Raw genomic sequence first — 24,810 nt, 5'->3', positions numbered from 1 at the left:
CCTGATACACCGCTATCGCAGGCAAGCCAGCTCCCACATTGGTTTTAGGGTGTTTGTGAAATCGTGGCTCAGCGCAGAATCTTCGGCGCTTCATCCCTCGGCAGGTTGTTGCGCAACACCGGTTGGCCGGGTTCTTGATAGCCGCCACCCAACTGCTCCGCCAACTGCCGCGCTACATCCTCTCCCAAGGTTTTCGACACGTCCCTCACCACCCGTGGCCGGTTCAGGTTCACGCGGACGTCGCGGCTGTTCACCAGCTTGGTGTCTTGCCCTTCGCCCATGGCGGTAAACGCCGAGGTGATCTCGAAGGTGCGCGTGTTGATAAGGCTGAAATCCGCCACCAGCGTCAGGCTCAGCACCGCCGAGTAGCTGTTGGTGCGGTCGATGGCGTTGAGGTCCTGGGTGAAGTCGATGTCGGACAGGGTGCCGAACAGCACGTAGTCCGCGCCCTTGAAGTTGCCGGCCTTGATGCGCTTGATCACGTCATACACGTCACCCTTGGCATCGGCGGTGTACGGCGTGCCTTGCACCAGCTGGAACTGGCGCGACTTGAGGATCTCGCCCTTGATGTCACCGCTGAATTTGCGCAACTCAAGCTGCTCGATGTAGCTGGAGCGGCTCTCGAACTCGGCGTAGCTCGACGCGCCGCTGGCGTGGTAGCCGCTGGCCTGGAAGGTGTTGCTGGCCGAAACCGCGTGGATGTATTCCTCGACCCGCGCCTGATAGGCCAGGTCGGTCACCGCGATTTTCGGTGCGGCCGCGGCGCCAAAGGCGCACAGCAGGCCGATCATGCCGATCCATGTACGCATGGCTTAGCGCTCCGTGGTCTTGCGGATTTCTTTTTCGTCCATCCACTCGGCCAGGCCGCTTTCCACGTCCACCAGTTGCAGGCTGAACTTGTAGAACACGTCCTTGTAGTCCGAGCTGCGCTTGACGATGGAGCTGATGGAGCCTTCCAGGCGGTACTTGGCGGCAACCATGTTGCCGGTCTTGCTCACCGTGGACTTCTTGTACAGGCCACTCTGGTTCTGCAGCTTGAGCTGGTCGACCTGGCTTTGCATGTCGGTGTTGTCGCTGGCGAAACGTGCGGTGCCGGTCTTCATCAGCTGGGTCTTGATCGACGTGGTGATCTCGCGGGTGTCGATGTACTCGCTGGTCTTGTTCTTCACGTCATACACCTGCACCACCGGGCGGCCTTGCAGGATGCCGGACTGGGCGAGCGAGCGGGTCATGCTTTCGGCGATCATCTGCAGGTCGGTGGAGCCGAACTCGTTGGTCACGGTTTCCACGGCCTTGGTGTCGCCGTAGCTGATGTTCTTGCTGCCCAGCACCGGCGAGGTGTTGGAGCAACCGCTGGCCAGGACGGCAACCACGGCAAGGATCGAAAAGCGTGCAAACATGGGGGAATCTCTCCAGAGCTGAATAGGGGCGGGCGTCAAGGCGTCTTCACTTCAAGGCGGAAGTCCGCGGCTTGAGGCAAGTTGGCAATGGCCGGCAGGAAGGTCGCCTGGTTGGCGTACAGGTTCAGCACTTTCCAGGTGTCTTCGTCGCCCACCGGGAAGCCGTCGGCACCCAGCCAGGCGAAGCGGTAATACATCGTCTGGTTGCTACTGGTGATATTGCTCAGCTGCACCTTGGCAGTGAGGAAGCCGTTCTCCCGCGCCACACGGATGGCGCCGACGGCGATGCCCTTGAACTTGCCCATCACCACGATCTTGCTCGCCGCGCTGCCAGGTTCCGGTGGCGGCGGGGTGGCGCAGCCGGCCAGCAGGACCAGCGCCAGGGCGCCGAGGATAAAATGACGCATAACGCGCTCCTTAAGGTTGTTTGAGGGCGATGGCCTGGGTGGCCGGGTTTGGCACCACGTGGGCCGCGAGGCCGCCGGCGAATACCTGGTTGCCGACCACGCGCAGGGTGATGACTTGGTAGCGCTGGTCGGCCTTGACGGTGACCCGCGTGCCGCCCAGGGCGTTGGGCAGGCTGACCTGGTGCTCGCCGCGCTTGAGGCGCAGGCGTGTGACTTGGGTCAGGTCCGGCAGGGTGCGCCAAGTGCGCGTGTCGGCGCCTTCGGTGACGGCCGAGGCGATGCCCAGCACCAGCCCGGCCATGGGGTTGGTCTTGTTCAGGTTGTTTTGCGTCACGCCACGGGTCACGGCGCGCACGGTGGTGCGCAGGATGATCCCCGGCATGTCATCGCGCAGGGCGCGGCGCGACATGGCGGTGGTGCTGTTGAGTGCCGTGAGGTTCTGTTGCTGGCCATCCACACCGATCTGCGCGAAGTGCGCGGTGGAGGTGTCGGCCTTGATGACCGGGAACGACAGCGGGGTAATCACCAGATGGCCGTCGATCGGGATCGGCAGCGGCAGGCGGATCGAATCACGCGCCGGCGCCAGGCCGCTCTGCACCACGATCAGCACGTCGGTTTCATCGGCGCCGAGGCTGGTTTTGTCGAGGTCGAGCAGGGCTTGTTCCAGCAGCGGCGTGTTGGGGCGCAGCTCGGCGGCCTTGCGATAGCCGGGGGCGGCCAGGTCTTTTTCGCCGAGGGCCTCGTAGACGAAACCGGCGAGGTAATGGCTGAACGCACTCTGGTAGCTGTTTTTCAGGCCGACCACTTCCGGTGCGTCGAGGGTTTCCACGGGGTAGCCACGCAGGTCCTTGAACTGCGTCGTCACGCCTTGGCGTTCGGCTTCGTTCTCGCGCTTGAGGTATTCCTTGTCGCGCAGGTCGGCGATCACCGCTTCGCGTTCGTGGGTCTTCTTGATCTCGGTGCGGGCGCCGTCGAAGTCGTTCAGGGCCAGCAGGTTCAGGGCCATCTGCGTGGTCAGCATGACTTTTTCGTAGTCATAGCCTTCGTAGCGACGCACCTTGTCATTGGCGAGGAAACTGCCGAACTGGGCGAGGTAGCGCTCGCTGTCGAACTTGACCGACTCTTCCCACTTGTAGACTTGCAGGTCGGCGCTGCGCCAGGCGGTCTGGCTGCCGCTGAGGTCGCCCTTGGCCCGCAGCAATTCGCCCTTTTCGAAGAAATACAGCAGATCCTTGTCTTCGCCGCTGTTGTTTTTCTCCAGCAGGGTCAGCGCGCCCTCGACATTGCCGCTGACCAACTGCTGGTTAGTGGCTTGCAGCTCGCTGTCGTAGCTGCGAAACATCGAGCAACCCGACAGCAAGGTGACCGCCGCGAGCGCAAGCGGGGTAACGGCGCGAAATGCCATGCAGACTTCTTCCCTGAACGTAACCAGCTGATGTGCCAATTCCTCATTAAAACGAGGACATAAAGACCCTTTCGCGATAACAGGGCGCGGCATTATAGGCGCCGTTGCTGGCAAAACAATGGCTTTTTGCCTATGGGATAGAGGGGGGAGCCATCACGGATGCGACGCTATTCCCTGCGTCAAATCACTAACGCCTTGAGTCAAAGCGCTTAACGTTAAACAATATGTTACTTCGTATTTCCCTTTGAGATTCATTCATGACTGCCCCCTTCCGTTTTCTCGCCTGGCTGATGCTGCCGGCGTTGATGTCGTGCAGCGCTCATCTGCTGGCCGCGACGACCGAGGGCGCGCCACAAGCCCTGCACTTGTTGGACTACATTGGCGCCGACTACCCGCCGACGGTGGAGGCGGGCAAGGTTGTCGATGATTCCGAGTACCGCGAGCAACTGGAGTTTCTCGGGGTGTTGCAGGGTTTGGTGGCGGATTTGCCGGCCAAGCCCGAGCGCGCCGAGTTGATCTCCGGCGTCGATGAGTTGCTGGCGGCAGTCACGGCCCATGCGGAGGGCGCGACTGTCGCCCGCCAGGCCCGGCAGTTGGGCGCCAAGCTGGCGGTGGCCTATGAAGTCAGCCAGGCCCCGGCGATCACCCCCGACCCTGTGCGCGGCGCGCCGCTTTACGCCCAGCAGTGCTCGGTGTGCCACGGCACGGCCGGCGCCGGTGATGGCCCGGCGGGCACCGGCATGACGCCGCCGCCCGCCAATCTGACGGACGCCACGCGCCTGGATCGCCTGAGCCTCTATGCGATCTACAACACCCTCGGCCTGGGCGTCGAAGGCACTGATATGCCGTCCTTCGCCGACCAACTGGACGACCGTCAGCGCTGGGACCTGGCCACCTACATCGCCGGCTTCACCGCCGACCCGGCTGCGGCCAAGAGCGAACAACCGTTCAACCTCGCCGACCTGGCCCGCCAGACCCCGAACGAAGTGCTGGCGGCCAGCGGCCCGGCTGCCGCCGCGACCTTCCGCGCCCAGCGCGCGCAGCCGCCGCAGGTCAAGCGCGGCCCGGCGCAGTTGCTCGACTACACCGCAAGCACCCTGGACAAGAGCCTCGCCGCGTTCCGCAACGGCGATCACGAGCAGGCCTACGACTTGTCCGTCGCCGCCTACCTGGAAGGCTTCGAGCTGGTGGAAAGCTCCCTGGATAACGTCGACGCCAACGTGCGCAAGGACACTGAGAAAGCCCTGATGGCCTATCGGCAGTCGTTGCAGGACGGGCTGCCGATCGAGCAAGTGCAGCAACGTCTGGACGTGGCCAAGGGCAAGCTCACCGAATCCGCTGGCTTGCTGGGCAGCGATGGCCTGAGCTGGTCGCTGAGTTACATCTCCGGTTTGCTGATCCTGCTGCGCGAAGGCCTGGAAGCGATCCTGGTGCTGGCGGCGATCCTCGCGTTCCTGCGTAACACCGGCCAGCAGTCGGCGGTGCGCAGCGTCAACGTCGGCTGGGGCCTGGCGCTGCTGGCGGGCTTGGCCACTTGGGCGCTGGCGGCGTATGTGATCGACGTCAGCGGCGCCCAGCGCGAACTGCTGGAAGGCTGCACGGCGCTGTTTGCCAGCGTGATGGTGCTGTGGCTCGGCGTGTGGATGCACGACCGCCGCCACGCCGCTGCGTGGCAGGACTACATCAAGAGCAGCCTGGTGGGCGGCGGGGGGCGTTTCGGTTTTGCGATGCTGGCGTTCTTCTCGGTGTACCGCGAGCTGTTCGAAGTGATCCTTTTCTACGAAACCCTGTGGCTGCAAGCCGGCCCGGCCGGGCACAACGCGGTGTTGGCCGGTGGCGCCACCGCGCTGGTGCTGTTGGTGGGCCTGGCGTGGGTGATCCTGCGCGGCTCGGCGAAGCTGCCGTTGGCGTTGTTCTTCGGCATCAACGCGGCGCTGTTGTGCGCGTTGTCGGTGGTGTTCGCCGGGCATGGCGTGAAGGCATTGCAGGAAGCCGGCATCTTCGGCACACGGCCGGTGGCGTTCTTTGACTTTGATTGGCTGGGGATTCATGCCGATGCGTACTCGTTGAGTGCGCAGGCGGTGGCGATTGTGGCGATTGTGGTGTTGTATGGCCGTAGTCGATTGGCTGAGAAGCGTCGCGCCACTGCTTAAGTCTTGAGTGGGCACGGTCAGTGTGGGAGCGGGCTTGCCCGCGAAAGCGGTCTGTCAGTCACAGATGTTTTGTCTGATCCACCGCTTTCGCGAGCAAACCCGCTCCCACACAAGCCCGATCCCACAATGGAATCTGTGTTGTGGATATGAGGAGTGTTTATGCGCGTATGGATCGATGCCGACGCTTGCCCTCGGGCAGCCAAGGACCAGGTGGTCAAGTTCGCCCTCAAGCGCCAGTTTGAAGTGGTGCTGGTGGCCGGGCAGAGCCAGATCAAGCCGAGCTTTTCATGCGTAAAGCTGATCGTGGTGCCCAGCGGCCCGGACGCGGCGGATGACTACCTGGTGGAGCACGCCGTGCCCGGCGAGTTGGTGATCTGCAGCGATGTGCCGCTGGCCGATCGCCTGGTGAAGAAGGGCGTTACGGCCCTCGACCCACGGGGCAAGGAATTCAGCCCGGCGAACATGAGTGAACGCCTGGCGGTGCGCAACCTGTTCACCGATCTGCGCGAACAGGGCCAGATGGGCGGCGGGCCACCGCCCCATGGGGAGAAGGACAAGCAGGCGTTTGCCAATGCCCTGGATCGGATCCTGACTCGATTGATGCGGGCCGGTTAGTCGTTCTCGTGGGTCAACTCCAGCACCCGATCCACCAGCTTGTTGATACCTGACGCCACTTCGCTGATGCTCTTGCCCACCATATAGGCCGGCGTGCTCACCAGCTTGCGTGCCTTGTCTTCAACGATGTCGTCCACCGCACATTCCTGGTGGGTGGCGCCCATCTTGTCCAGCGCCGCCGCCGTGTCGGCGCAGTTGCCGATGGTGCAGGTCACGCCGGGGCCGTAGATCTTTGCGGCCAGCGCCGGGGAGATGCAGATCAGCCCCACTGGCTTGCCCGCTTCGGCAAAGGCTTCGGCCAACGCCAAGACCTGTGGGTTGACGCTGCACCCTGCGCCTTGCACGGCAAAGTTCGACAGGTTCTTCGCCGCCCCAAACCCGCCCGGCACGATCAGCGCATCGAAGTCGTCGGCGTTGGCTTCGCCAATGTCCTTCACCGCGCCACGGGCGATGCGCGCCGATTCCACCAGCACGTTGCGTGTCTCGGGCATCTCCTCGCCGGTGAGGTGGTTAATCACGTGCAGTTGCGCAATGTCGGGGGCAAAGCATTGGACCTGAGCGCCGCGCTGGTCCAGGCGCAGCAGGGTGATGACGCTTTCGTGGACCTCGGCGCCGTCGTACACGCCACAGCCGGAAAGGATCACTGCAATCTTTTTGCTCATGGGCATTTCTCCTGGGTTCATGGCGTTAAATGTCTACTAATTTGTCACCTGTTGCCAATGGGCTCGTGCGCCGCTACACCTACTCTAGATGTAACAAAAATAGACCGGACTAGCCCATGGACTTCGTGCCTTACGCGGTACCGTTTTTCATCGCCTTGATCATGGTGGAGCTGCTCGCCGACCGCTGGCGTGGCGAGCGCAACTATCGGGTGGCGGACGCCATCAACAGCCTCAGCACCGGTGTGCTGTCCACCACCACGGGACTGTTGACCAAGGGCGTGGGCCTGTTGACCTACGCTTTCGCCCTCAAGCACCTGGCGTTGTTTGAATTGCCGGCCCAGAACCCCTGGACCTGGGTGTTCGCCTTTGTGCTCTATGACTTCTGCTACTACTGGCTGCACCGCATGGGGCACGAGCGCAACATCCTCTGGGCCGCGCACTCGGTGCATCACCAAAGCGAGGACTACAACCTCAGCACCGCCCTGCGCCAGACCAGCACCGGCTTCCTGCTGAGCTGGATCTTCTACCTGCCCCTGGCCGTGGTCGGCGTGCCGCTGGTGGTGTTTATCAGCGTGGCTTCCCTCAACCTGCTGTACCAATTCTGGGTGCACACGCGCCATGTGCCCAAGCTGGGTTGGTACGAGTGGTTCTTCGTCACGCCGTCCAATCATCGCGCCCACCATGCGCAGAACGCTCTCTACATGGATCGCAACTACGGCGGGGTGTTCATTATTTGGGACCGCCTGTTCGGCACCTTCCAGGAAGAAGACGACAACGAGCCGGTGATTTTCGGCGTGACCACGCCCCTGGCCAGCTGGAACCCGTTGTGGGCCAACCTGCAGTTTTATGCACAGTTGTGGAGTGATGCGCGGCGCACCGAGCGTTGGTGGGACAAGCTGCGCATCTGGTTCATGCGCACGGGTTGGCGGCCGGCGGATGTGAAGGCCAAGTACCCGTTGGCCAAGCACGACTTGAGTCAGTTCCGTAAGTTCGAAGTAGCGCTGGATGTGCGCCAACAGGTGTACATCGCCCTGCAGTTCGCCGCGTATGTGGGCTTTGGCAGCTACCTGATGAATTTCGGCGAGGGGTTGCCCACGGCCGCGCTGATCCTGGGTTGGAGTGCGATGGCGCTGGGCTTGTTTACCCTGGGCGTGGCCCTGGAGAACCGCCCGTGGGCGCTGAAGGCCGAACTGGCGCGGCTGGTGCTGAACGTGCCGTTGGTGTGGCTGGCGCCGCAGGTGGGGCTGTGGCCGGCCAGCAACCTGGGCTGGCTGGGCTTGGCGAGCTACAGCCTGCTCAGCGTGATCGGCCTCTACTGTTGCAGAAGCCGGCTTACTCGACTGGCGTCTTAGGCGTTTCGACCGGGGCCGGCTCGGCGGCGAGCCGGGCCTTGGCGTCGGCACACGCCTCGCGGGCGATGCGCGCGTTCTTGAAGCGGCGGCGCAGCCACAGGCCGAAGCCCAGGACCAGCAAGGCGCCCAGCACCCACAGCTCGTACTTCTTGACGCTGCCCAGCATGCCTTCCAGCACTGCGCCGAAGTGGTACGCGGCCGCGCCCAGTGCGGCCGCCCAGATCGCCGCGCCAATCCCGTTGAGAATCAGGTAGCGCAAGGGCGGGTAGCCGGACAGGCCAATCGCTACCGGCATGACCGTGCGCAATCCGTAAACGAAGCGGAAGCTCAACACCCACAGGTCCGGGTGCTTGCGGATATGCCCCAGGGCCTTGTCGCCCATCAATTGCCAGCGGGGTTTGCGTGCCAACAATTTGCGCCCGTGTTTGCGGCCCATGTAATACCAAAGCTGGTCGCCGGCGTAGCTGCCAAAAAAGGCAACGACCACCACCAGGTTGATATCCATGTACCCACGGAACGCCAGGAAGCCTGCGAGAACCAGGATGGTCTCGCCTTCAAAGAAGGTGCCCAGGAAGAGCGCAAAGTAGCCGAAGTCATGCAGAAATTGTTGAAGCATGGTCTGGGGGTGCTGGCGAAATGAACGCGCAGCCTACGCCTTCGTGAACATTCGTGAAAGTATCGAGATGTGTCACGAAGTGAACAATTCCTACATAAACGGTGAATGCGGCTACAGGTCGCACCGATAAGCACAACTGTCATTCATTCGTCATAATGCCCGCTTATAACTGCAACGCTCGCCCGTAAACGCGGGCTCAGGAGTCTGTCGTGAGCTTTACCCCTGCCAATCGCCTGTTCCCCGCTACCCGCCTGCGTCGCAATCGCCGTGATGATTTTTCTCGCCGCCTGGTCCGTGAAAACGTGCTGACGACGAATGATCTGATCCTGCCGGTGTTTGTGCTCGACGGTGAAAATCGCCGGGAAGCGGTGGCCTCGATGCCGGGCGTAGAGCGCTTGACCATCGATCAACTGCTGATCGAAGCGGCCGGCTGGGTCGAGTTGGGCATTCCGGCGTTGGCGCTGTTCCCGGTCACGCCGCCCGAGCTCAAGTCCCTCGACGCCGCCGAAGCCTGGAACCCGGAAGGCATCGCCCAGCGCGCCACCCGCGCCTTGCGCGAGCGTTTCCCGGAGCTGGGCGTCATCACCGACGTCGCCCTTGATCCGTTCACTACCCACGGCCAGGATGGCATTCTGGACGAGGACGGCTATGTTCAGAACGACATCACTGTCGATGCGCTGGTCAAGCAAGCCTTGTCCCACGCGGCCGCAGGCGCCCAAGTGGTTGCGCCGTCGGACATGATGGACGGCCGCATCCAGGCGATCCGCGAAGCCCTGGAACTGGCCGGCCACGTCAATGTGCGGATCATGGCCTACTCGGCCAAGTATGCCAGCGCCTATTACGGCCCGTTCCGCGATGCGGTGGGTTCGGCGCTGAACCTGGGCAAGGCCAACAAGGCTTCGTACCAGATGGACCCGGCCAACAGCCAGGAAGCCCTGCACGAAGTGGCGGCGGACCTGGCCGAAGGCGCCGACATGGTGATGGTCAAGCCCGGGATGCCGTACCTGGACATCCTTTACCGGGTCAAAGAGGAATTCAAAGTGCCGACCTTTGTCTATCAGGTCAGCGGTGAATACGCCATGCACATGGCCGCGATCCAGAATGGCTGGTTGAGTGAAGGGGTGATCCTTGAATCCCTGACTGCCTTTAAACGTGCCGGCGCTGATGGCATTCTGACTTACTTCGCCGCCCGCGCTGCCCAATTGCTTAGAGAGCAACAATAGCCCTCACAGGAACACTCGATGAATACCGAAGGACTCACAGAAGTTGCCGTAAAAGACGCTCACCCGGTGGTTGAACAAGTCACCGAGACCCCGCCCGAGCTGGAGCCAGCGCCACCTGCCGTGGTGGTCGAAGCCCCGGCGCCGGCACCGGTGGTCGCGGTGACCAACCTGGATGACAGCAGCCTGTACATCCACCGCGAGCTGTCGCAACTGCAATTCAATATCCGCGTGCTGGAACAGGCGCTGGATGAGTCCTACCCGTTGCTGGAACGGCTGAAGTTCCTGCTGATCTTCTCCAGCAACCTGGACGAGTTCTTCGAGATCCGCGTCGCCGGCCTCAAGAAGCAGATCACCTTCGCCCGTGAACAAGCCGGCGCCGACGGCCTGCAACCCCATCAAGCCCTGGCGCGCATCAGCGAGCTGGTACACGGCCATGTGGACCGCCAATACGCGATCCTCAACGACATCCTGCTGCCGGAACTGGAAAAACATCAGGTCCGCTTCATCCGTCGCCGCCACTGGACCACCAAGATCAAGACGTGGGTGCGCCGTTACTTCCGCGACGAGATCTCGCCGATCATCACGCCGATCGGCCTCGATCCGACGCACCCGTTCCCGTTGCTGGTGAACAAGAGCCTCAACTTTATCGTCGAGCTGGAAGGCATCGACGCCTTCGGTCGCGATTCCGGCCTGGCGATCATCCCGGCACCGCGCTTGCTGCCACGGATCATCAAGGTACCGGAAGAGGTGGGGGGCGCTGGCGACAACTATGTATTCCTCTCGTCGATGATCCATGCCCACGCCGATGACCTGTTCCAGGGCATGAAGGTAAAAGGCTGCTACCAGTTCCGCCTGACCCGTAACGCCGACCTGGCGCTGGACTCCGAAGACGTCGAAGACCTGGCCCGCGCCCTGCGCGGCGAGCTGTTCTCGCGGCGCTACGGTGATGCGGTGCGCCTGGAAGTGGCGGATACCTGCCCGAAACACCTGTCGGACTACCTGCTCAAGCAGTTCAACCTCGCAGAGTCCGAGCTGTATCAAGTCAACGGCCCGGTGAACCTGACGCGCCTGTTCAGCATCACCGGCCTGGACAGCCACCCGGAGCTGCAATACACGCCGTTCACCCCGCAGATCCCGAAACTGCTGCAAAACAGCGAGAACATCTTCAGCGTGGTGAGCAAGCAGGACATCCTGCTGCTGCACCCGTTCGAGTCCTTCACCCCGGTGGTCGACCTGCTGCGCCAGGCCGCCAAGGACCCGCATGTATTGGCCGTGCGCCAAACGCTGTACCGCTCCGGCGCCAACTCGGAAATCGTCGATGCGTTGGTGGATGCCGCGCGTAACGGCAAGGAAGTCACCGCCGTAATCGAACTGCGCGCGCGCTTCGACGAAGAGTCCAACCTGCAACTGGCCAGCCGCCTGCAAGCGGCGGGCGCGGTGGTGATCTACGGCGTGGTCGGCTTCAAGACCCACGCCAAGATGATGCTGATCCTGCGCCGCGAAGCCGGTGAGATCGTGCGCTACGCCCACTTGGGCACCGGCAACTACCACGCCGGCAACGCCAAGCTCTACACCGACTACAGCCTGCTGACGTCCGACGACGCCTTGTGCGAAGACGTCGGCAAGTTGTTCAGCCAGTTGATCGGCATGGGCAAGACCCTGCGCATGAAGAAGCTGCTGCACGCGCCGTTCACGCTCAAGAAGGGCATGCTCGACATGATTGCCCGCGAGACCCAGTTCGCCCTCGACGGCAAACCGGCGCACATCATCGCCAAGTTCAACTCGCTGACCGATCCGAAGATCATCCGCGCGCTGTACAAGGCCAGCCAGTCCGGCGTGCGCATCGACCTGGTGGTGCGTGGCATGTGCTGCCTGCGTCCGGGCATTGTCGGCGTGTCGCATAACATCCATGTGCGCTCGATCATCGGCCGCTTCCTGGAGCACACGCGGGTGTTCTACTTCCTCAATGGCGGCGAAGAGCAGATGTTCCTCTCCAGCGCCGACTGGATGGAGCGCAACCTCGACAAGCGCGTCGAGACCTGCTTCCCGGTGGAAGGCAAGAAGCTAATCATGCGGGTCAAGAAGGAGCTGGAAAGCTACCTGACCGACAACACCCACAGCTGGAGCCTGCAATCGGACGGCCGCTACGTGCGCAACACGCCAACCGGCAACCAGAACCCGCGCAGTGCGCAGGCGACGTTGCTGGAGCGGTTGGGTAGCCCGATCCTCACTGTGAATTAATTCAGGCTTGCGCGGACCCCATGTGGGAGCGGGCTTGCCCGCGAAGACGGTGGATCAGTCACAGATAAGTTGACTGACCCACCGTCATCGCGGGCAAGCCCGCTCCCACATTTGTTTTGCGGTGTTTTTAGTGGTCCTGATGGGTATTTCGGTCAGTGACTCAGCAGGGAATTTTTCGGTAAGTGTCGTAAGGATTGTCTCGTACCATTCGGTAGCCACCTCTGCAGGTGGCGATGTCAGGTGCGTTGCGCTCCTTTACCGAGTTGCCACGCCCTGGATTCGAGTCTCCCGTTGCCTTCGGATTGCTTCGATCCAAATACCATGAGCCCCCTGGGTAAAATGTACCGTTTTTCCAAGTTCCGGCAGCGGCAGACGTCGGCATCGTGACTTGGCTGACGGCCCACATACACAGGAATGTCCTGACGAGCATTGTGCATTTCATGCGCATAACTCCTTCGTTTCAGGGCAGCGTCGTCGTTACCGCAACAGCGGTTTGCGTGGCGTCCATGACGACACCCGCCATGTACGCGGCGTTTTTGGACATGACCATCACCTCGCTGTTTTTGCCGCCGCCAATCGACGGCAGGCATACGGTCCCGGCTGTTTGCGTCCAGGTGCACGCCTGTGAGTATTGGTCGCTGGTGAGGATGTTCAAACCCACGACATTGCCGCTGGCAATCGCGCCGGCCTGGCCCCAAACACTTCCACTCGGCAGGGTAATGATCGCGATGATTGGAATGGGCAGCGTTGAGGGCAGCCAGGACATGTACTGCTGTCGTCCATCGGAGGTGTTCTGCACGACGAGCACCATGCCCGCCTCGTTGACATTGACCGCCATGTTTTTCGAACCCGAAGACAATGTCAGCACCAGGGGGGCAGCGGTTTTGCTGCTCCAGAAGGCGCTTTTTGCCACGTTCACTGCAGAGTCTGGATAAACGCATGTGCCGATAAATTGGGCGGCGTTGGTGGACGCACTGATTGTGCAATAGCTGGCGCCTGCGGGCAGGGCCAGGTCGGTCAGGGTGTACGACAGGCCGGTTTTCTCCGCGACGCGCGGGGTGGAATTGCCGGCATTGTTCGGGCAGTTGAGGGCAATTTGCGGGGCGCCGGTAGTGGGCCGGTTGACGTCCACGACGGTGCAATTGTCCCCCCAGCCGGATACGCGTTCCGGTGCGCCGCTGCCAGCTGCGTAGAACACCACGGTTGCGCGGTTATTGGCGTCGAAGCTTGAGCCCGCTACGTCGCCTTGGTCATTCACCGCAGCGCCGTTGGTGGCGACATCTTTGGGGCGCAGCAGCGGAATCAATAATGTGGCGGGTAGGGCGTCCAGTTTGGTGGGCGCTGTTCCAGGGGCGGCGGCGTTCCAGGCGACGCCGAAGGACGAGTTGTTGGCGTCCCTGCAATCGCCCACGGCTTTCCCGCTGTTTGACACGGCCCAGACGCTGCACGGTTGCCCGCTCGCCAGGGGCGCCAGCGCAGTCTGGGCGCCGTGTGCCGCGCCATCGGCCACCCATGGGACGTTGTTGGCGGTGGCGCTGGCCGGCCTGCAGTTGCCCACGGTGATGCCGCTGTCATTGATGTCGATCGGCGCGCATTGTGCCCCCACGGTGGCAGAGAAGGGTGCCCATGTGGCCGCATGAGCGACGCTCACGCCCATCGCGTAGAGGGCAAAGCCCAGAATGGTGACAGCCGCTGATTTCATGATGAGCCCTTCCCTGGGACCGCTGCGATCTGTTGGTCCTCTCTGTTTAACGAGAGGGCTGGGCGGGAGTAAAGACTGATCGAGAGAGGGGCACAACTGTCATATCTGACAGGTTTGTACGAGCGGCTAACGAAAGGGCGGGGGTGTTTTGACAGGCGGGGTTGTGTGGGAGCGGGCTTGCTCGCGAAGGCGGTGGATCAGTCACAGATACGTTGACCGACCCACCGCTATCGCGGGCAAGCCCGCTCCCACATTTGTTTTTGCAGTGTTCTTTAGAGCGTCTCAGCGCACGTTCAGCGTGAACCCAACCCGCGTCAGCCAATCCGCTTCCTGGGCGAAGTCCGCCTGGGTCAGTTGGTTCTCATCCAGCCAGCCTTTGGGGAACACCACGTCCAGGCTCTCGCCGTTGGCGCGCAGGGTGACCTGGGGCATTTCCTGGGTGCCACGGATGTGGTGGAACAGGATCGCGAAGCGCAGCAGTACGCACAGGCGGATCAGCTTGCTGCCTTCGTCGCCGAACTCGGCGAACTTGTCCTTGGGGATGTTGCGGCGATGGCCGCGCACCAGCAGGGCGAGCATTTGCTGGTCTTCGCGGGAGAACCCGGCGAGGTCGGAGTGCTCGATCAGGTAGGCGCCGTGCTTGTGGTAATGGTAGTGGGCGATGTCCAGGCCCACTTCATGCACCTTGGCCGCCCAGCCGAGCAGTTCGCGCCACACGCCGTCTTCCAGGTCCCAGTCCTCGGCCACCTGGTCGAAGGCGTGCAGGGCTTTGCGCTCCACCCGGGCCGCTTGTTCCAGGTCGACGTGGTAACGCTCCATCAGCGAGCTGAGGGTGCGCTCACGCACGTCTTCGTGGTGATGGCGGCCGAGCAGGTCGTAGAGCACACCTTCACGCAGGGCGCCGTCACAGTGGTCCATGCGTTGCAGTTCGAGGGCGTCGAAGATCGCTTCGAGAATCGCCAGGCCCGCGGGGAAAATGGTGCGACGGTCAGGCTTGATGCCGTCGAAGTCGATCTTTTCCGCGTCGCCCAGCTTGAACAGCTTGCGCTTGAGCCACGCGAGGCCTTCGGCGTTCACTTCGCCGGTGCCATGGCCGCCGGCCTTGAGGGCCAGGCCGATGGCGCGGATGGTGCCGGATGAGCCGATGGCCTCATCCCACGTCAGGCGGTGCAGGGCGTGCTCGATGCTCATGATCTCCAGCCGCGCCGCCGTGTAGGCCTGGGCGTAGCGTGCCGGGGTGATCTTGCCGTCCTTGAAGTAGCGCTGGGTGTAGCTGACGCAGCCCATTTGCAGGCTTTCGCGCAGCAATGGCTCGAATCGTTGGCCGATGATGAACTCGGTACTGCCGCCGCCGATGTCGGCGACCAGGCGTTTGCCGGGAGTGTCGGCCAGGGTGTGGGACACGCCGAGGTAGATCAGGCGCGCTTCTTCACGGCCGGAGATGACTTCTACCGGGTGCCCGAGGATTTCCTCGGCGCGGCGGATGAATTCGCCACGGTTGCGTGCTTCGCGCAGGGCGTTGGTGCCGACGATGCGTACGGCGCCCAGGGGCATGCCGTTTATCAGTTGGGCAAACCGCTTGAGGCAATCGAGCCCGCGTTGCATGGATTCTTCATTGAGCTGGCGCTCGTCGTCGATCCCGGCAGCCAGTTGTACTTTCTCGCCGAGCCGCTCAAGGATGCGGATCTCACCGTTCTGGGCCTTGGCCACGACCATGTGAAAGCTGTTGGAGCCCAGGTCGATGGCGGCGATCAGGGACAGATTCTTGGCTTGGGATTGCGGCATGGTTTGGGGGTCTCGGTCGATAACCTTGCCATCGTGCCACGATCGACCGCTGGAGCCAACGCGTTGTGCTTGGGTAATTTCCCGGGTGTTGTCTGCGGGGAAATGCTGTCGGGCATGTAGGATGTAATTAAGAGTGCCTGTTTATATGAGCTAACTTGTTGTAGGTGAATGGGTGTGAGGTTTTAATAATGTGATTAGTGATTTTCCCTACAATTCAGAAGCCGGTGTTTTATAGGCTATTTGATGTTGGACTACTGTTGAGGTCTTTTTTGGCGGTGGAACAAGTTTGCTGGTCCCACAATAATTGAAGCGCTGTCTTATTTTTAAGTTGGTGGGCTTGGCAGCAGACTGTCACTCGGCGATTTTGCCGTGGTGTTATTTATTTATGATTTTTATCGTTCAGCACAAAAAATAAATACACCTGAAAACTTTCAGTGATAGGTCGAATATGAAAAAAATTATTGGATTGACCCTCGGTATCGCCTGCCTGGCGGCAGCACTCGGCGCTCATGCAAACAATACTGCCCAGTTGAGCGTCAGGGGGACGATCAAACCCGCCGCCTGTAACCTCACCCTGACGGGGTCGGGAACTGTCGACTATGGCGACATTCCTTCGGGCTCGCTGCGGCCGGGGGCGTTCACGCCACTTCAAGAAAGGACCGTTCCCCTGACCATCACCTGCGCCAGCGGTGCGACAAAGTTCGGGCTGACCTTCAAGGATCTACAGGCATCCAGCAAGGTCCCGGGCATTCTCACTGCGCTTGGCGCAGGCTATACCGAAGCGCACAACTATGGCTTGGGGGCGGTGGCGGCGCGCAAAACCGGCGGCTTTGCGATTACCCTCAGGGATCTCAAGTCCTCGGGTACAACGTTGTTCCCCATCATGCGTGCCAACGACACCGCCACCCAATGGCAGAGCAACGATGGCAAAGTCGCTCAATTGCCTGTCCAGCACTCCTGGCGTAGTGGCTCATCGCTCACCCCCGCCGTGCTCTCTCAACTGAGCGGCACTATCGCCGTGAGGGCGGTTATCAATAGACCCCAGGACTTGGATCTGAGTCGTGACATTACCCTGGATGGCCGTGCATCGCTTGAGTTGAATTACATCTAAGCGATTTAAATACAGCCGATCAAAGACCTCAGGTTTTTATCGGCTGTTTTCATGTGGGCGCTTGGAAGTCAAAGGTTCACTCACGGGTCGCGGGGGAATACTGGGTGCGTAGTCTTTCAGTTGTAAATAAGTTGCTACTGTCATGTATCAGTGGATGTCTCTGTTTTGTCGGTGCCGCTGTCGCGGAGGGTATGTTGCCGGAAACTTCAGTGGTCATTCTTTATGAAGAACAGGGCGAGGCCACGATAAACATCAAGAATACCGATGCGGCGCCAGCGCTGCTTCATTCGGTCGTTGAGAACGTGCCCGAGGACGTCGAACCGCTCTTGATTGTCACACCGCCCATTACGCGGGTGGAGGCGGGTGAAACCCAGCTGGTGCGTTTTATCGCCACGTTGAAGACGCCGCTGAAGACCCAGCGTTTGAAGCGCGTGACATTCGAGGGTATTCCCCAGGCGCGCGCGGCTGGGGGGGCAACCATCGGCATCACCGTGCGGCAGAATTTGCCGCTGATCCTGCATCCACGAGGCCTGCCTCGGCACGACGCGCCCTGGGAGTTGCTGACCTGGCGGCGGTCGGGCGAGCGTCTTGCGGTGCATAACGACAGTGCCTATGTGGTGCGCCTGGCGTCCGATGTGCAATTGCTGCCTCAAGGGGGCGTGGCGACATTGCCGCGTACCTACATCCTGCCGGGAGAAACCTTGGCGGCAAAGGTCGAGGGGGCTTTGGGCGACTTCACGCAAGTCGAGATCCAGCCGGCGACGGTCTACGGGTTTTCGGTGGACAACTACCGAACCTCGATCAGTACCGGTGGGGGTTGATCGGCTCATGACCAATCTTTCGAGCAACAGGCTTCCGGTGCCCACGCTACTCATGGGGTTCGCCACGCTATGGGGGGCCTCGGGCGTCGCCTCCGCCCTGGAGTTGGGGGAGGGTTTTGACCTGGCGGCACTGACCACCTACGGCATTGACCCCAAGGTCTCGGACTACTTTCGCAGTGCAGCTCGTTTTCGCGAGGGTACCCATGTGGTGGGGCTACGGGTCAATGGCAACCCGCTTGGGCTGGTGGATGCGCAGTTCGATGCGCAGGGGCAATTGTGTTTCACCCCGGGATTGTTGGAAAAAGCCGGGCTGGTGCTGCCCCCGGAGGTCGTTCGTAAAGGGGCCACGGCGGACCAGGCCTGCCACGACTTCCTCGGTGCCTTCCCGACAACGATGGTGCGGTTGCGCCCTGGCATCGATGAAGTGACGCTGGTGGTGCCGACCCAGTCATTTCGTGAGCCGCAATGGGAGGCGGGGCATTTTTCCCAGGGCGGCATGGCGGCCCTGTTCAATTACGATGTGTTGGGCTTCGACAGCCGTTCGCGCGGCGGGACCAGTCGGTTTTTGTCGGCCTACAGCGAGGCGGGCTTCAACCTGGGTGATTGGATTGTGCGCAGTCGCCAGTTCTATGTGTCTGACAATGGCGATACCCGCACTGAGCACCTGTATGCCTACGCCCAGCGGGATATCGCCGCGCTGCATTCGACGTTCCAGGTGGGCCAGATTGCCAGCAACAACCCGTTGTTTGGTGGCGTCCAGCTGTCGGGTGTGCAGTTTTCCCCTGATGGCCAGTCGCGAGCACCGGCAGGCAGTAACAACGCCGTGGTGGAGGGGCTGGCCCAAAGTCAGTCGCGGATTGAGGTGCGCCAGTCCGGTGTGTTGATCCACAGTACGCTGGTGCCTGAAGGGCCTTTCCGGTTGACGGGGCTGGCGTTGCTCAATGGCACCAGCGACCTGGACGTCAGCGTGATCGATGTGCGGGGCGCCAAGCGCAGTTTCGTGGTGCCTGCGGCGTCGTTCGCGGGGGCTGCACCGACAGCGCCGGGTTACTACTTCTCCCTCGGCAAGATGCGGGAAGACATGGGGGAAGAGCAACCATCGCCGGTGGTTGCCATGGGCAGCGGCACATGGGGCCTGGGGCGCGACTCGTCGGTGGGCTTTGGTTTGTTGAGCACCGATGAATATGCGTCGGCCGGTGGCGCTCTGAGCAGTGTGTTTTTCCAGCGGGTTTCCGTGAGCGCCCGCCACAACCTTTCCCGGGATAGCCGCAACGCCGTATCCGGGGCACGCAGCAGCGTGACCCTGAGCAGCCCGGTGGCTGCCAATGTCGACGTCAATCTCAGCGTAACCACCCAGAACCAGGACTATCGCGAGGTATTCGAGGCGGGCCGTTCGGCCAGGGCCGATGAGCTGGGTTCGCGATTCAAGCACCAATACACGGCAGGTGTGAGCTGGCAGTCCCCCACGCTGGGTGGTTTCTCCACGGGCTATACCCGCAGCGCCCAATTCGACGGGCAAAGCACCGAGCATGTCTTTGCCTCGTGGAACAAGACGTTCCGCTACGCCGATGTCGCGCTGATCGCCGATTCACAGGTGGGCGGCACGCGTACTCGCCGTGACGACTCGCCAGCCAGCCGCGGGCGCGATACCGCGCTGGACGACGACCTGTCAGTGCGACTGCAAGTCAGCGTGCCCTTGGGCGCAGAGCGCAGGGTGAGGAGCTATATCAGTCGTCGTGGCGACCAGGCCCGCGCCGGTACGGCCCTCAGTGAGCGGGTCAATGAGTATGTGAATTACGAAGTGGGCCTCGAGCGTGATCTTGGCACCCAGGAGCAATCGACGCGTGGCCAGGTCGACCTGATGCCGCGTTATGCCCGGGTTGGCCTTGGCGTCAGTCGTGCCCCATCAGGCACCAGTTACACGGGGCAGCTGCAAGGTGGTGTCGTGGCTCACGAAGGTGGGCTGACATTCTCGCCCTACCCGGTGGGGGACACGTTCGGCATCGTGTCGGTGGGGGATATCGGCGCCGCAAAAGTCGATACCCCGCAAGGGCCGGTATGGACGGATTTTACCGGGCAGGCGGTGATTGCCAGTTTGCCCGCTTATACCAACAGCCGCGTCGAAGTGCAGACCCAGTCCCTGCCCAAGCGCGTTGACTTGAAAAACGGCACCCAGGTGCTCGCCGCCGGCCGAGGGTCTTTCAGTACCGTGGCGTTCGATGTGGTGACGGTGCGCCGGGTCTTGCTCACGGCCAGCGATCAACAAGGTCGGCAACTGCCCCAGGGCGCCTCGGTGTTCGGCAAGGATGATCGGTTCCTGACCAGCGTGGTGGGCGAGGGCATGATTTTCCTGAACGACGCGAACGAAGCGCAAACGCTGCGGGTTTCATTACCGGACTCTTCCACCTGCCTGATTAGCCTTGAACCCGGGACCCAGCCTGACAATGACATGTTCTATGAGACTAAATCGGCGGTGTGTCATGGGCGGTAACCCGAAACGTATGGGCTTTTTGCTGCTCTTTACGATGGTGATAGCCCCGGGGGTGCAGGCCGAGAATTGCCGGTTAACCGTGAGCCAGCCGCGCATCGACTATGGTGTCATTCATCGGGAAGCGCTGGTCGAGAGGCCCAGCCTGGCGCTTGGCACTCGCACGCTGCAGTTGACCGTAACCTGCGCAGCACCTGCGGCAATGGCGTTGCGCTTCATCGGGGCGGCAGACGGTAAAGGTTTTCTGTTTGGTCGACAGGGGCGTTTCCACCTGCGGCTCAAGCACGCTCAGGTGGATGGGCGCACCGTCGAGTGGCAGGTGGCCCATCTGCCCGGTGAGACGGCCAGCGGTGAGCTGTTGCCGGGCCAGGTCCTGGTGGCCCGCGCCGCTGGAGTCCCGGTGACGGGGCAGCGATTGAGCGCCCAGGTTGAGGTCGAAACCAACGTGCCGTCTGCTGCCCTGCACGTGCGCAATGAGGAGCGGCTGGAAGGGCAGGGTACGTTCGAATTGGTCAGCCCGGCTGTTCCGTAGAGCCGATGAAGTTCGCCAGTTCAGCGGTTTGCGGGTTGGCGAACAACACCTTGGGGTCCCCCACTTCATGCACCTTGCCCTGGTGCATGAACACCAGCTTGTCGCCGACTTCCCGGGCGAAGCGCATTTCGTGGGTGACCATGATAAGGGTCATGCCGTCCTTGGCCAGTTGGCGCACCACGCTGAGCACTTCATTGACCAGTTCCGGGTCGAGGGCCGAGGTGATTTCGTCGCACAACAGCACCTTGGGCGACATGGCCAAGGCGCGGGCGATGGCGACACGTTGCTGCTGGCCGCCGGACAGGCGATCGGGAAAAGCGTCGAACTTCTCCCCCAGCCCGACCCGCTCCAGCATCTGTTTGGCCAATTGCGCCGCCTTGGCCTTGGGCACCTTTTGCACCACCTGGGGCGCGAGCATGACGTTTTCGCCCACCGTCAGGTGCGGGAACAGGTTGAACTGCTGGAACACCATGCCGACTTTCTGCCGCAGGCTGCGCAGGTCGGCGCGGGCGGCATCCAGGTATTCGCCATCGACCTCGATCACACCGTCGTTGATCGATTCCAGGCCATTGAGGGTGCGCAGCAAGGTGGACTTGCCCGAGCCGCTGCGGCCGATGATCGCCACCACCTGGCCTTCTTCAACGGTCAGGTCGATGCCCTTGAGTACATGGTGATCGCCGTAATACTTATGCAGGGCGGAAATTCTAAGCAGAGGCATGCAGTCTCCTTTCCAGGTAGCGCGCACTGAGGGACAAGGGGTAGCAGAGCAAAAAGTAACCAAGGGCCACCAGGCCGTAGACCATGAAGGGCTCGAAGGTGGCGTTGGCGAGCATGCCGCCGGTCTTGGTCAGTTCGGTGAAGCCGATGATCGAGGTCACGGCGGTGCCTTTGACCACCTGCACCGAGAAACCCACGGTGGGCGCCACGGCAATGCGCAGGGCCTGGGGCAGGATCACGTAGCGCAGCTGTTCCAGCGGGTTCAGCGCCAGGCTGGCCGAGGCTTCCCATTGCCCGTGGGCGATGGAGTCGACGCAGCCGCGCCAGATTTCGGCGAGGTAGGCGCTGGTAAACAGGGTCAGGGCAATCGCGGCGGCGAGCCACGGCGAAATATCCATACCGAGCAGGGCGATACCGAAAAACACCAGGAACAGCTGCATCAACAACGGCGTGCCCTGGAACAGTTCGATATAGGTGCGCGCGAGGTTGCGCGCGAAAGCCTTGCGGCTGATGCGCATCGTCATCACCAGCAAGCCGATCACGCCGCCGCCGATAAACGCCACCAGCGACAGCAACAGCGTCCATTGCAGGCCGGTGAGCAGGTTGCGCACGATGTCCCAGAACGAAAAATCACTCATCGGCTATTCCTCATCACGAAGCGGCGGCCGATCCAGTTGAGCAGTTGGCGAATCATCAACGCCATGCACAGGTACACCAGGGTGGTCAGGGCGTAGGTTTCAAAGGCGCGGAAGTTGCGGGACTGGATAAAGTTGGCGGCGAAGCTCAACTCTTCGGTGGCGATCTGCGAGCACACTGCCGAGCCGAGCATCACGATGATGATTTGGCTGCTCAGGGCCGGCCACACCTTGCCCAGCGCTGGCAGCAGCACCACATGACGGAACGCTTCGAAGCGCGTCATCGCCAGTGCCGCCGCGGCTTCCAGTTGCCCGCGCGGGATGGCCTGGATGCCGGCGCGGATGATCTCGGTGGAGTAGGCGCCGAGGTTGATAACCATCGCCAGCACGGCGGCTTGCCACTCGGTAATCTTCAGCCCCAGTGACGGCAGGCCGAAGAAGATGAAAAACAGCTGCACCAGGAACGGCGTGTTGCGGATCAACTCGACGTACACGCCAAAGCACCAGGCAAACGGCTGGATCTTCCACGCCCGCACCACGGCGCCGACAGTGCCCAGGGCCACGCCGAGGAGGGCGCCGATGGCCGTCAGCTCAAGGGTGAACAGTGCGCCGCGCAACAGCAGGTCGGTATTGGCCAGCACGGGCACAAAGTCGAATTGATAGGCCATGGGTCAGCTCCGCCTCAGAGATCAGCCGGCAGCGGCTCTTTGAGCCATTGCAGCGCGTTCTTTTCCAGGCTGCCGTCGGCCTTGGCGGACACCAGGATCTGGTTGACCTTCTCCAGCAGCGCCGACTCGTTCTTGTTCACGCCCACGTACACCGGCGAGTCCTTGAGTTTCACTTTCAGCGCCGGCACGCGTTTCGGGCTGCGTTCGCTGATTGCCACCATCACCACGTTGCCGCTGGCGATCAGGTCGACCTGGCCGGCCAGGTAGGCGGCGATGGTGGAGTTGTTGTCTTCGAAGCGCTTGATCGTGGCTTCCTTGGGTGCGACGGCGGTCAGCTCGATGTCTTCGATGGCGCCACGGGTCACGCTGATGGTCTTGCCCTTGAGGTCGTCCAGGCCGGTGATGGCTGCGTCAGGCGGGCCGAACACCGCCAGGTAGAACGGCGCGTAGGCCTTGGAGAAGTCGATGACCTTTTCCCGTTCGGCGTTCTTGCCCAGGCTGGAGATCACCAGGTCAACCTTGCCGGTGGTCAGGAAGGGGATGCGGTTGGTGCTGTTCACCGGCGTCAGTTCCAGCTTGACCTTGAGCTGCTCGGCCAACAGCTTGGCGGTGTCGATGTCCAGGCCGCGCGGCTTCATGTCCGGGCCGACCGAGCCGAACGGCGGGAAATCCTGGGGCACGGCGACCTTGAGGGTGCCACGGGCGACGATATCGTCCAGACCGTTGGCCTGGGCGGGTGCCTGGCCCAGCATCAGGCTGGCAAACAGGGCAGTGAGCAGGGCGCTGTAGCGCTTGGTCATGGCAACTCTCCGAAGGGCGAAGGACTTTTCTGAATTTTGCTCATGCGGTGATTGCACAGCCCATGCCATGACGTGTGGGATTGGCTGGAACCCAGGGTTTTGTTGCGTTGCGGTGGTCTTACTGGTCTGAACAGTGGTTGCATTTTTCGCACCCTTTTCGAGCGCCGCCAAAACCCCGCGAGCCCCTTTGGGGCGTGGCTTGCCGCCCGCATCGAATAGCTTTACAACTAGCCACTCAGTTGACTGGAACCTTGAGTTTTTTATGAATTCCATCGCCCAAGCCGTACCGGAAGCGGCCCTGCAGGCCATCCGCAAACTGATCAAGGAACAAGGCTTCGGCCCGGGCGATGCATTGCCCTCCCAGCGCGATCTGGCGGTGCAGTTGGGCGTGAGCCGGGCGTCGTTGCGTGAGGCGTTGTCGTCGTTGAGTGCCCTGGGCGTGGTCAGCGTGCAGCCGGGCAAAGGCGTGTTTGTGCAGGCGGCCGAAGAGGCACCGGGGTTTGCCTGGCCCTTTGCGGCGCAGGCCACGCCGTTGGAAATCTTCCAGTTGCGCTATGCCCTGGAAGGTTTTGCAGCGGGGCTGGCGGCGGTGACGCTGAGCACGGCTGAACTGGACGGCCTTGAGGATAATGTCGAGGCGATGCGCAAGGTGCTCAAGGCCGGCGACTTTGAAGCGGCGGCACGGCTGGACTTCGACTTCCACCAGCGCATCCTGCTGGCCAGCGGCAACCAGGCGATGGTGAGCATTCTCAGCGCCAGTGCCGAGGTGTTCCTGGAGAGCCAGAAACTACCGTTCATCCGGCCGGAACGGGCCATGGAAACCTGGCAGGAGCATCGCAAGATCCTGCGCGCCCTGGCCCGGCGTGCCAGTAGTGCGGCGCAGAAAACCATGCAGGAACACGTGCGCAATGCCGCGTTGCGCACCGGCATTGCCTTCGTCACGCCCGTAACGCCTTGAGTCGGGCTATACCGGTCATAGCAAGACTCAATCAGAGGCGGCTTCCTGAACGGTGGAAGGGCGGCTATGATGGGCCACGTTTTTTTTGCTTACAAACCGGAGACATCCATGAGCAGCGATCTTATCAAGCACGTCACCGACGCGACCTTTGAGGCCGAAGTACTGAAGGCTGCTGGCCCGGTGCTGGTTGACTACTGGGCTGAATGGTGCGGCCCATGCAAAATGATCGCGCCTGTTCTGGACGACATTGCAAGTGAATACGAAGGCAAGCTGACTGTCGCCAAGTTGAACATCGACGACAACCAGGAAACCCCGGCCAAGCACGGCGTACGTGGTATCCCGACGCTGATGCTGTTCAAGGATGGTGACGTTGCAGCCACTAAAGTAGGCGCACTGTCGAAGTCCCAGCTGAAAGCTTTCCTCGACGCCAGCCTCTAAACGTCGTCAAAAAAGCCCCGCAAATTGCGGGGCTTTTTCGTGAAACAGGGCTAGACGCTCCGAAACTCAGGTGGTACATTC

At 61.9% G+C, this 24,810-nt stretch carries 23 protein-coding genes; 11 read left to right on the top strand and 12 right to left on the bottom strand.

All coding sequences use genetic code 11. The features are described 5' to 3' along the window. Positions 1-68 precede the first annotated feature (68 nt). From NUV89_RS05560 to NUV89_RS05545, 4 genes are read right to left on the bottom strand one after another with little or no spacing between them, the layout of a single operon-like run. Positions 69-809 carry a penicillin-binding protein activator LpoB gene (locus NUV89_RS05560; RefSeq protein ID WP_257780591.1) on the bottom strand — a complete coding sequence of 247 codons (741 nt, stop codon included), beginning with the start codon at positions 807-809 and terminating at the stop codon, positions 69-71. A 3-nt stretch (positions 810-812) separates the two neighbouring features. Further along, a complete protein-coding gene (lpoB, locus tag NUV89_RS05555; protein WP_017736965.1) occupies positions 813-1,400 on the bottom strand; it encodes a penicillin-binding protein activator LpoB in 588 nt (195 codons plus the stop codon). A gap of 35 nt (positions 1,401-1,435) precedes the next feature. After that, on the bottom strand, positions 1,436-1,807 hold the full coding sequence (locus NUV89_RS05550) for a YcfL family protein (protein ID WP_017530843.1): 372 nt from the start codon (positions 1,805-1,807) through the stop codon (positions 1,436-1,438). Between the two features lie 10 nt (positions 1,808-1,817). Continuing rightward, positions 1,818-3,212, bottom strand: coding sequence for a COG3014 family protein (locus tag NUV89_RS05545; RefSeq protein ID WP_257780590.1), 1,395 nt, complete (start codon positions 3,210-3,212; stop codon positions 1,818-1,820). A gap of 257 nt (positions 3,213-3,469) precedes the next feature. Here NUV89_RS05545 and NUV89_RS05540 point away from each other — a divergent pair, with 257 nt between their 5' ends. Further along, entirely contained in the window at positions 3,470-5,365 is a 1,896-nt protein-coding gene (locus tag NUV89_RS05540; protein WP_257780589.1) for a cytochrome c/FTR1 family iron permease, read from the top strand. Between the two features lie 159 nt (positions 5,366-5,524). After that, on the top strand, positions 5,525-5,980 hold the full coding sequence (locus NUV89_RS05535) for a YaiI/YqxD family protein (protein ID WP_124526870.1): 456 nt from the start codon (positions 5,525-5,527) through the stop codon (positions 5,978-5,980). On the opposite strand, the gene elbB is transcribed toward NUV89_RS05535, so the two are convergent. After that, positions 5,977-6,642 carry an isoprenoid biosynthesis glyoxalase ElbB gene (gene elbB, locus NUV89_RS05530; protein ID WP_257780588.1) on the bottom strand — a complete coding sequence of 222 codons (666 nt, stop codon included), beginning with the start codon at positions 6,640-6,642 and terminating at the stop codon, positions 5,977-5,979. The genes NUV89_RS05535 and elbB overlap by 4 nt on opposite strands. A 116-nt stretch (positions 6,643-6,758) precedes the next feature. Here elbB and NUV89_RS05525 point away from each other — a divergent pair, with 116 nt between their 5' ends. Then, on the top strand, positions 6,759-7,994 hold the full coding sequence (locus NUV89_RS05525) for a sterol desaturase family protein (RefSeq protein WP_257780587.1): 1,236 nt from the start codon (positions 6,759-6,761) through the stop codon (positions 7,992-7,994). Here NUV89_RS05525 and NUV89_RS05520 read toward each other — a convergent pair. Next, positions 7,975-8,610, bottom strand: a complete 636-nt coding sequence (locus NUV89_RS05520; RefSeq protein ID WP_257780586.1) for a DedA family protein — start codon at positions 8,608-8,610, stop codon at positions 7,975-7,977. The two genes, NUV89_RS05525 and NUV89_RS05520, sit on opposite strands and share 20 nt — an antisense overlap. Positions 8,611-8,819: 209 nt before the next feature. Here NUV89_RS05520 and hemB point away from each other — a divergent pair, with 209 nt between their 5' ends. Continuing rightward, complete coding sequence (gene hemB, locus NUV89_RS05515; RefSeq protein ID WP_017736958.1) at positions 8,820-9,833, top strand: porphobilinogen synthase; 1,014 nt, start codon at positions 8,820-8,822, stop codon at positions 9,831-9,833. An 18-nt stretch (positions 9,834-9,851) separates the two neighbouring features. Beyond that, positions 9,852-12,074: a polyphosphate kinase 1 gene (gene ppk1, locus NUV89_RS05510; RefSeq protein WP_257780585.1), complete on the top strand. Its 2,223-nt coding sequence runs from the start codon at positions 9,852-9,854 to the stop codon at positions 12,072-12,074. Between the two features lie 460 nt (positions 12,075-12,534). Here ppk1 and NUV89_RS05505 read toward each other — a convergent pair whose 3' ends face one another. Both NUV89_RS05505 and ppx read right to left on the bottom strand, forming a co-directional pair. Next, positions 12,535-13,776 (bottom strand): hypothetical protein, encoded by a 1,242-nt coding sequence (locus NUV89_RS05505; RefSeq protein WP_257780584.1) that lies wholly within the window; start codon positions 13,774-13,776, stop codon positions 12,535-12,537. Between the two features lie 282 nt (positions 13,777-14,058). After that, positions 14,059-15,561: an exopolyphosphatase gene (gene ppx / locus NUV89_RS05500; protein WP_207040388.1), complete on the bottom strand. Its 1,503-nt coding sequence runs from the start codon at positions 15,559-15,561 to the stop codon at positions 14,059-14,061. Between the two features lie 448 nt (positions 15,562-16,009). Between ppx and NUV89_RS05495 the strand changes: the two genes are divergently transcribed. From NUV89_RS05495 to NUV89_RS05480, 4 genes are all read left to right on the top strand, one after another. Continuing rightward, positions 16,010-16,672 (top strand): DUF1120 domain-containing protein, encoded by a 663-nt coding sequence (locus NUV89_RS05495; RefSeq protein ID WP_257780583.1) that lies wholly within the window; start codon positions 16,010-16,012, stop codon positions 16,670-16,672. 104 nt (positions 16,673-16,776) lie between these two features. Next, positions 16,777-17,493: a fimbria/pilus chaperone family protein gene (locus NUV89_RS05490; protein ID WP_257780582.1), complete on the top strand. Its 717-nt coding sequence runs from the start codon at positions 16,777-16,779 to the stop codon at positions 17,491-17,493. A 7-nt stretch (positions 17,494-17,500) separates the two neighbouring features. After that, positions 17,501-19,984 (top strand): fimbria/pilus outer membrane usher protein, encoded by a 2,484-nt coding sequence (locus NUV89_RS05485; RefSeq protein WP_257780581.1) that lies wholly within the window; start codon positions 17,501-17,503, stop codon positions 19,982-19,984. Continuing rightward, positions 19,974-20,513, top strand: coding sequence for a hypothetical protein (locus NUV89_RS05480; RefSeq protein WP_257780580.1), 540 nt, complete (start codon positions 19,974-19,976; stop codon positions 20,511-20,513). Before NUV89_RS05485 ends, NUV89_RS05480 begins: the two co-directional genes overlap by 11 nt. On the opposite strand, the gene NUV89_RS05475 is transcribed toward NUV89_RS05480, so the two are convergent. Genes NUV89_RS05475 through NUV89_RS05460 form a run of 4 tightly spaced genes read right to left on the bottom strand, consistent with a single transcriptional unit; the run spans position 20,494 to position 23,333 of the window. Then, entirely contained in the window at positions 20,494-21,231 is a 738-nt protein-coding gene (locus tag NUV89_RS05475) for an amino acid ABC transporter ATP-binding protein (protein WP_124526861.1), read from the bottom strand. The genes NUV89_RS05480 and NUV89_RS05475 overlap by 20 nt on opposite strands. Continuing rightward, on the bottom strand, positions 21,218-21,868 hold the full coding sequence (locus tag NUV89_RS05470) for an amino acid ABC transporter permease (RefSeq protein ID WP_257780579.1): 651 nt from the start codon (positions 21,866-21,868) through the stop codon (positions 21,218-21,220). Before NUV89_RS05470 ends, NUV89_RS05475 begins: the two co-directional genes overlap by 14 nt. Continuing rightward, positions 21,865-22,533: an amino acid ABC transporter permease gene (locus NUV89_RS05465; protein ID WP_257780578.1), complete on the bottom strand. Its 669-nt coding sequence runs from the start codon at positions 22,531-22,533 to the stop codon at positions 21,865-21,867. The genes NUV89_RS05470 and NUV89_RS05465 overlap by 4 nt, the downstream gene beginning before the upstream one ends. Before the next feature lie 14 nt (positions 22,534-22,547). Next, complete coding sequence (locus NUV89_RS05460) at positions 22,548-23,333, bottom strand: transporter substrate-binding domain-containing protein (protein WP_257780577.1); 786 nt, start codon at positions 23,331-23,333, stop codon at positions 22,548-22,550. A 262-nt stretch (positions 23,334-23,595) separates the two neighbouring features. Between NUV89_RS05460 and NUV89_RS05455 the strand changes: the two genes are divergently transcribed. Beyond that, positions 23,596-24,291, top strand: coding sequence for a FadR/GntR family transcriptional regulator (locus NUV89_RS05455; RefSeq protein WP_257780576.1), 696 nt, complete (start codon positions 23,596-23,598; stop codon positions 24,289-24,291). A gap of 108 nt (positions 24,292-24,399) precedes the next feature. Then, the gene (gene trxA, locus NUV89_RS05450) at positions 24,400-24,729 is read left to right on the top strand and encodes a thioredoxin TrxA (protein ID WP_257780575.1); all 330 of its coding nucleotides are present in this window, start codon (positions 24,400-24,402) and stop codon (positions 24,727-24,729) included. Positions 24,730-24,810 lie beyond the last annotated feature (81 nt).

This window comes from Pseudomonas sp. 18.1.10, assembly GCF_024655625.1.
Classification (GTDB): domain Bacteria; phylum Pseudomonadota; class Gammaproteobacteria; order Pseudomonadales; family Pseudomonadaceae; genus Aquipseudomonas.
This window is presented reverse-complemented; position numbering and strand designations above follow the sequence as displayed.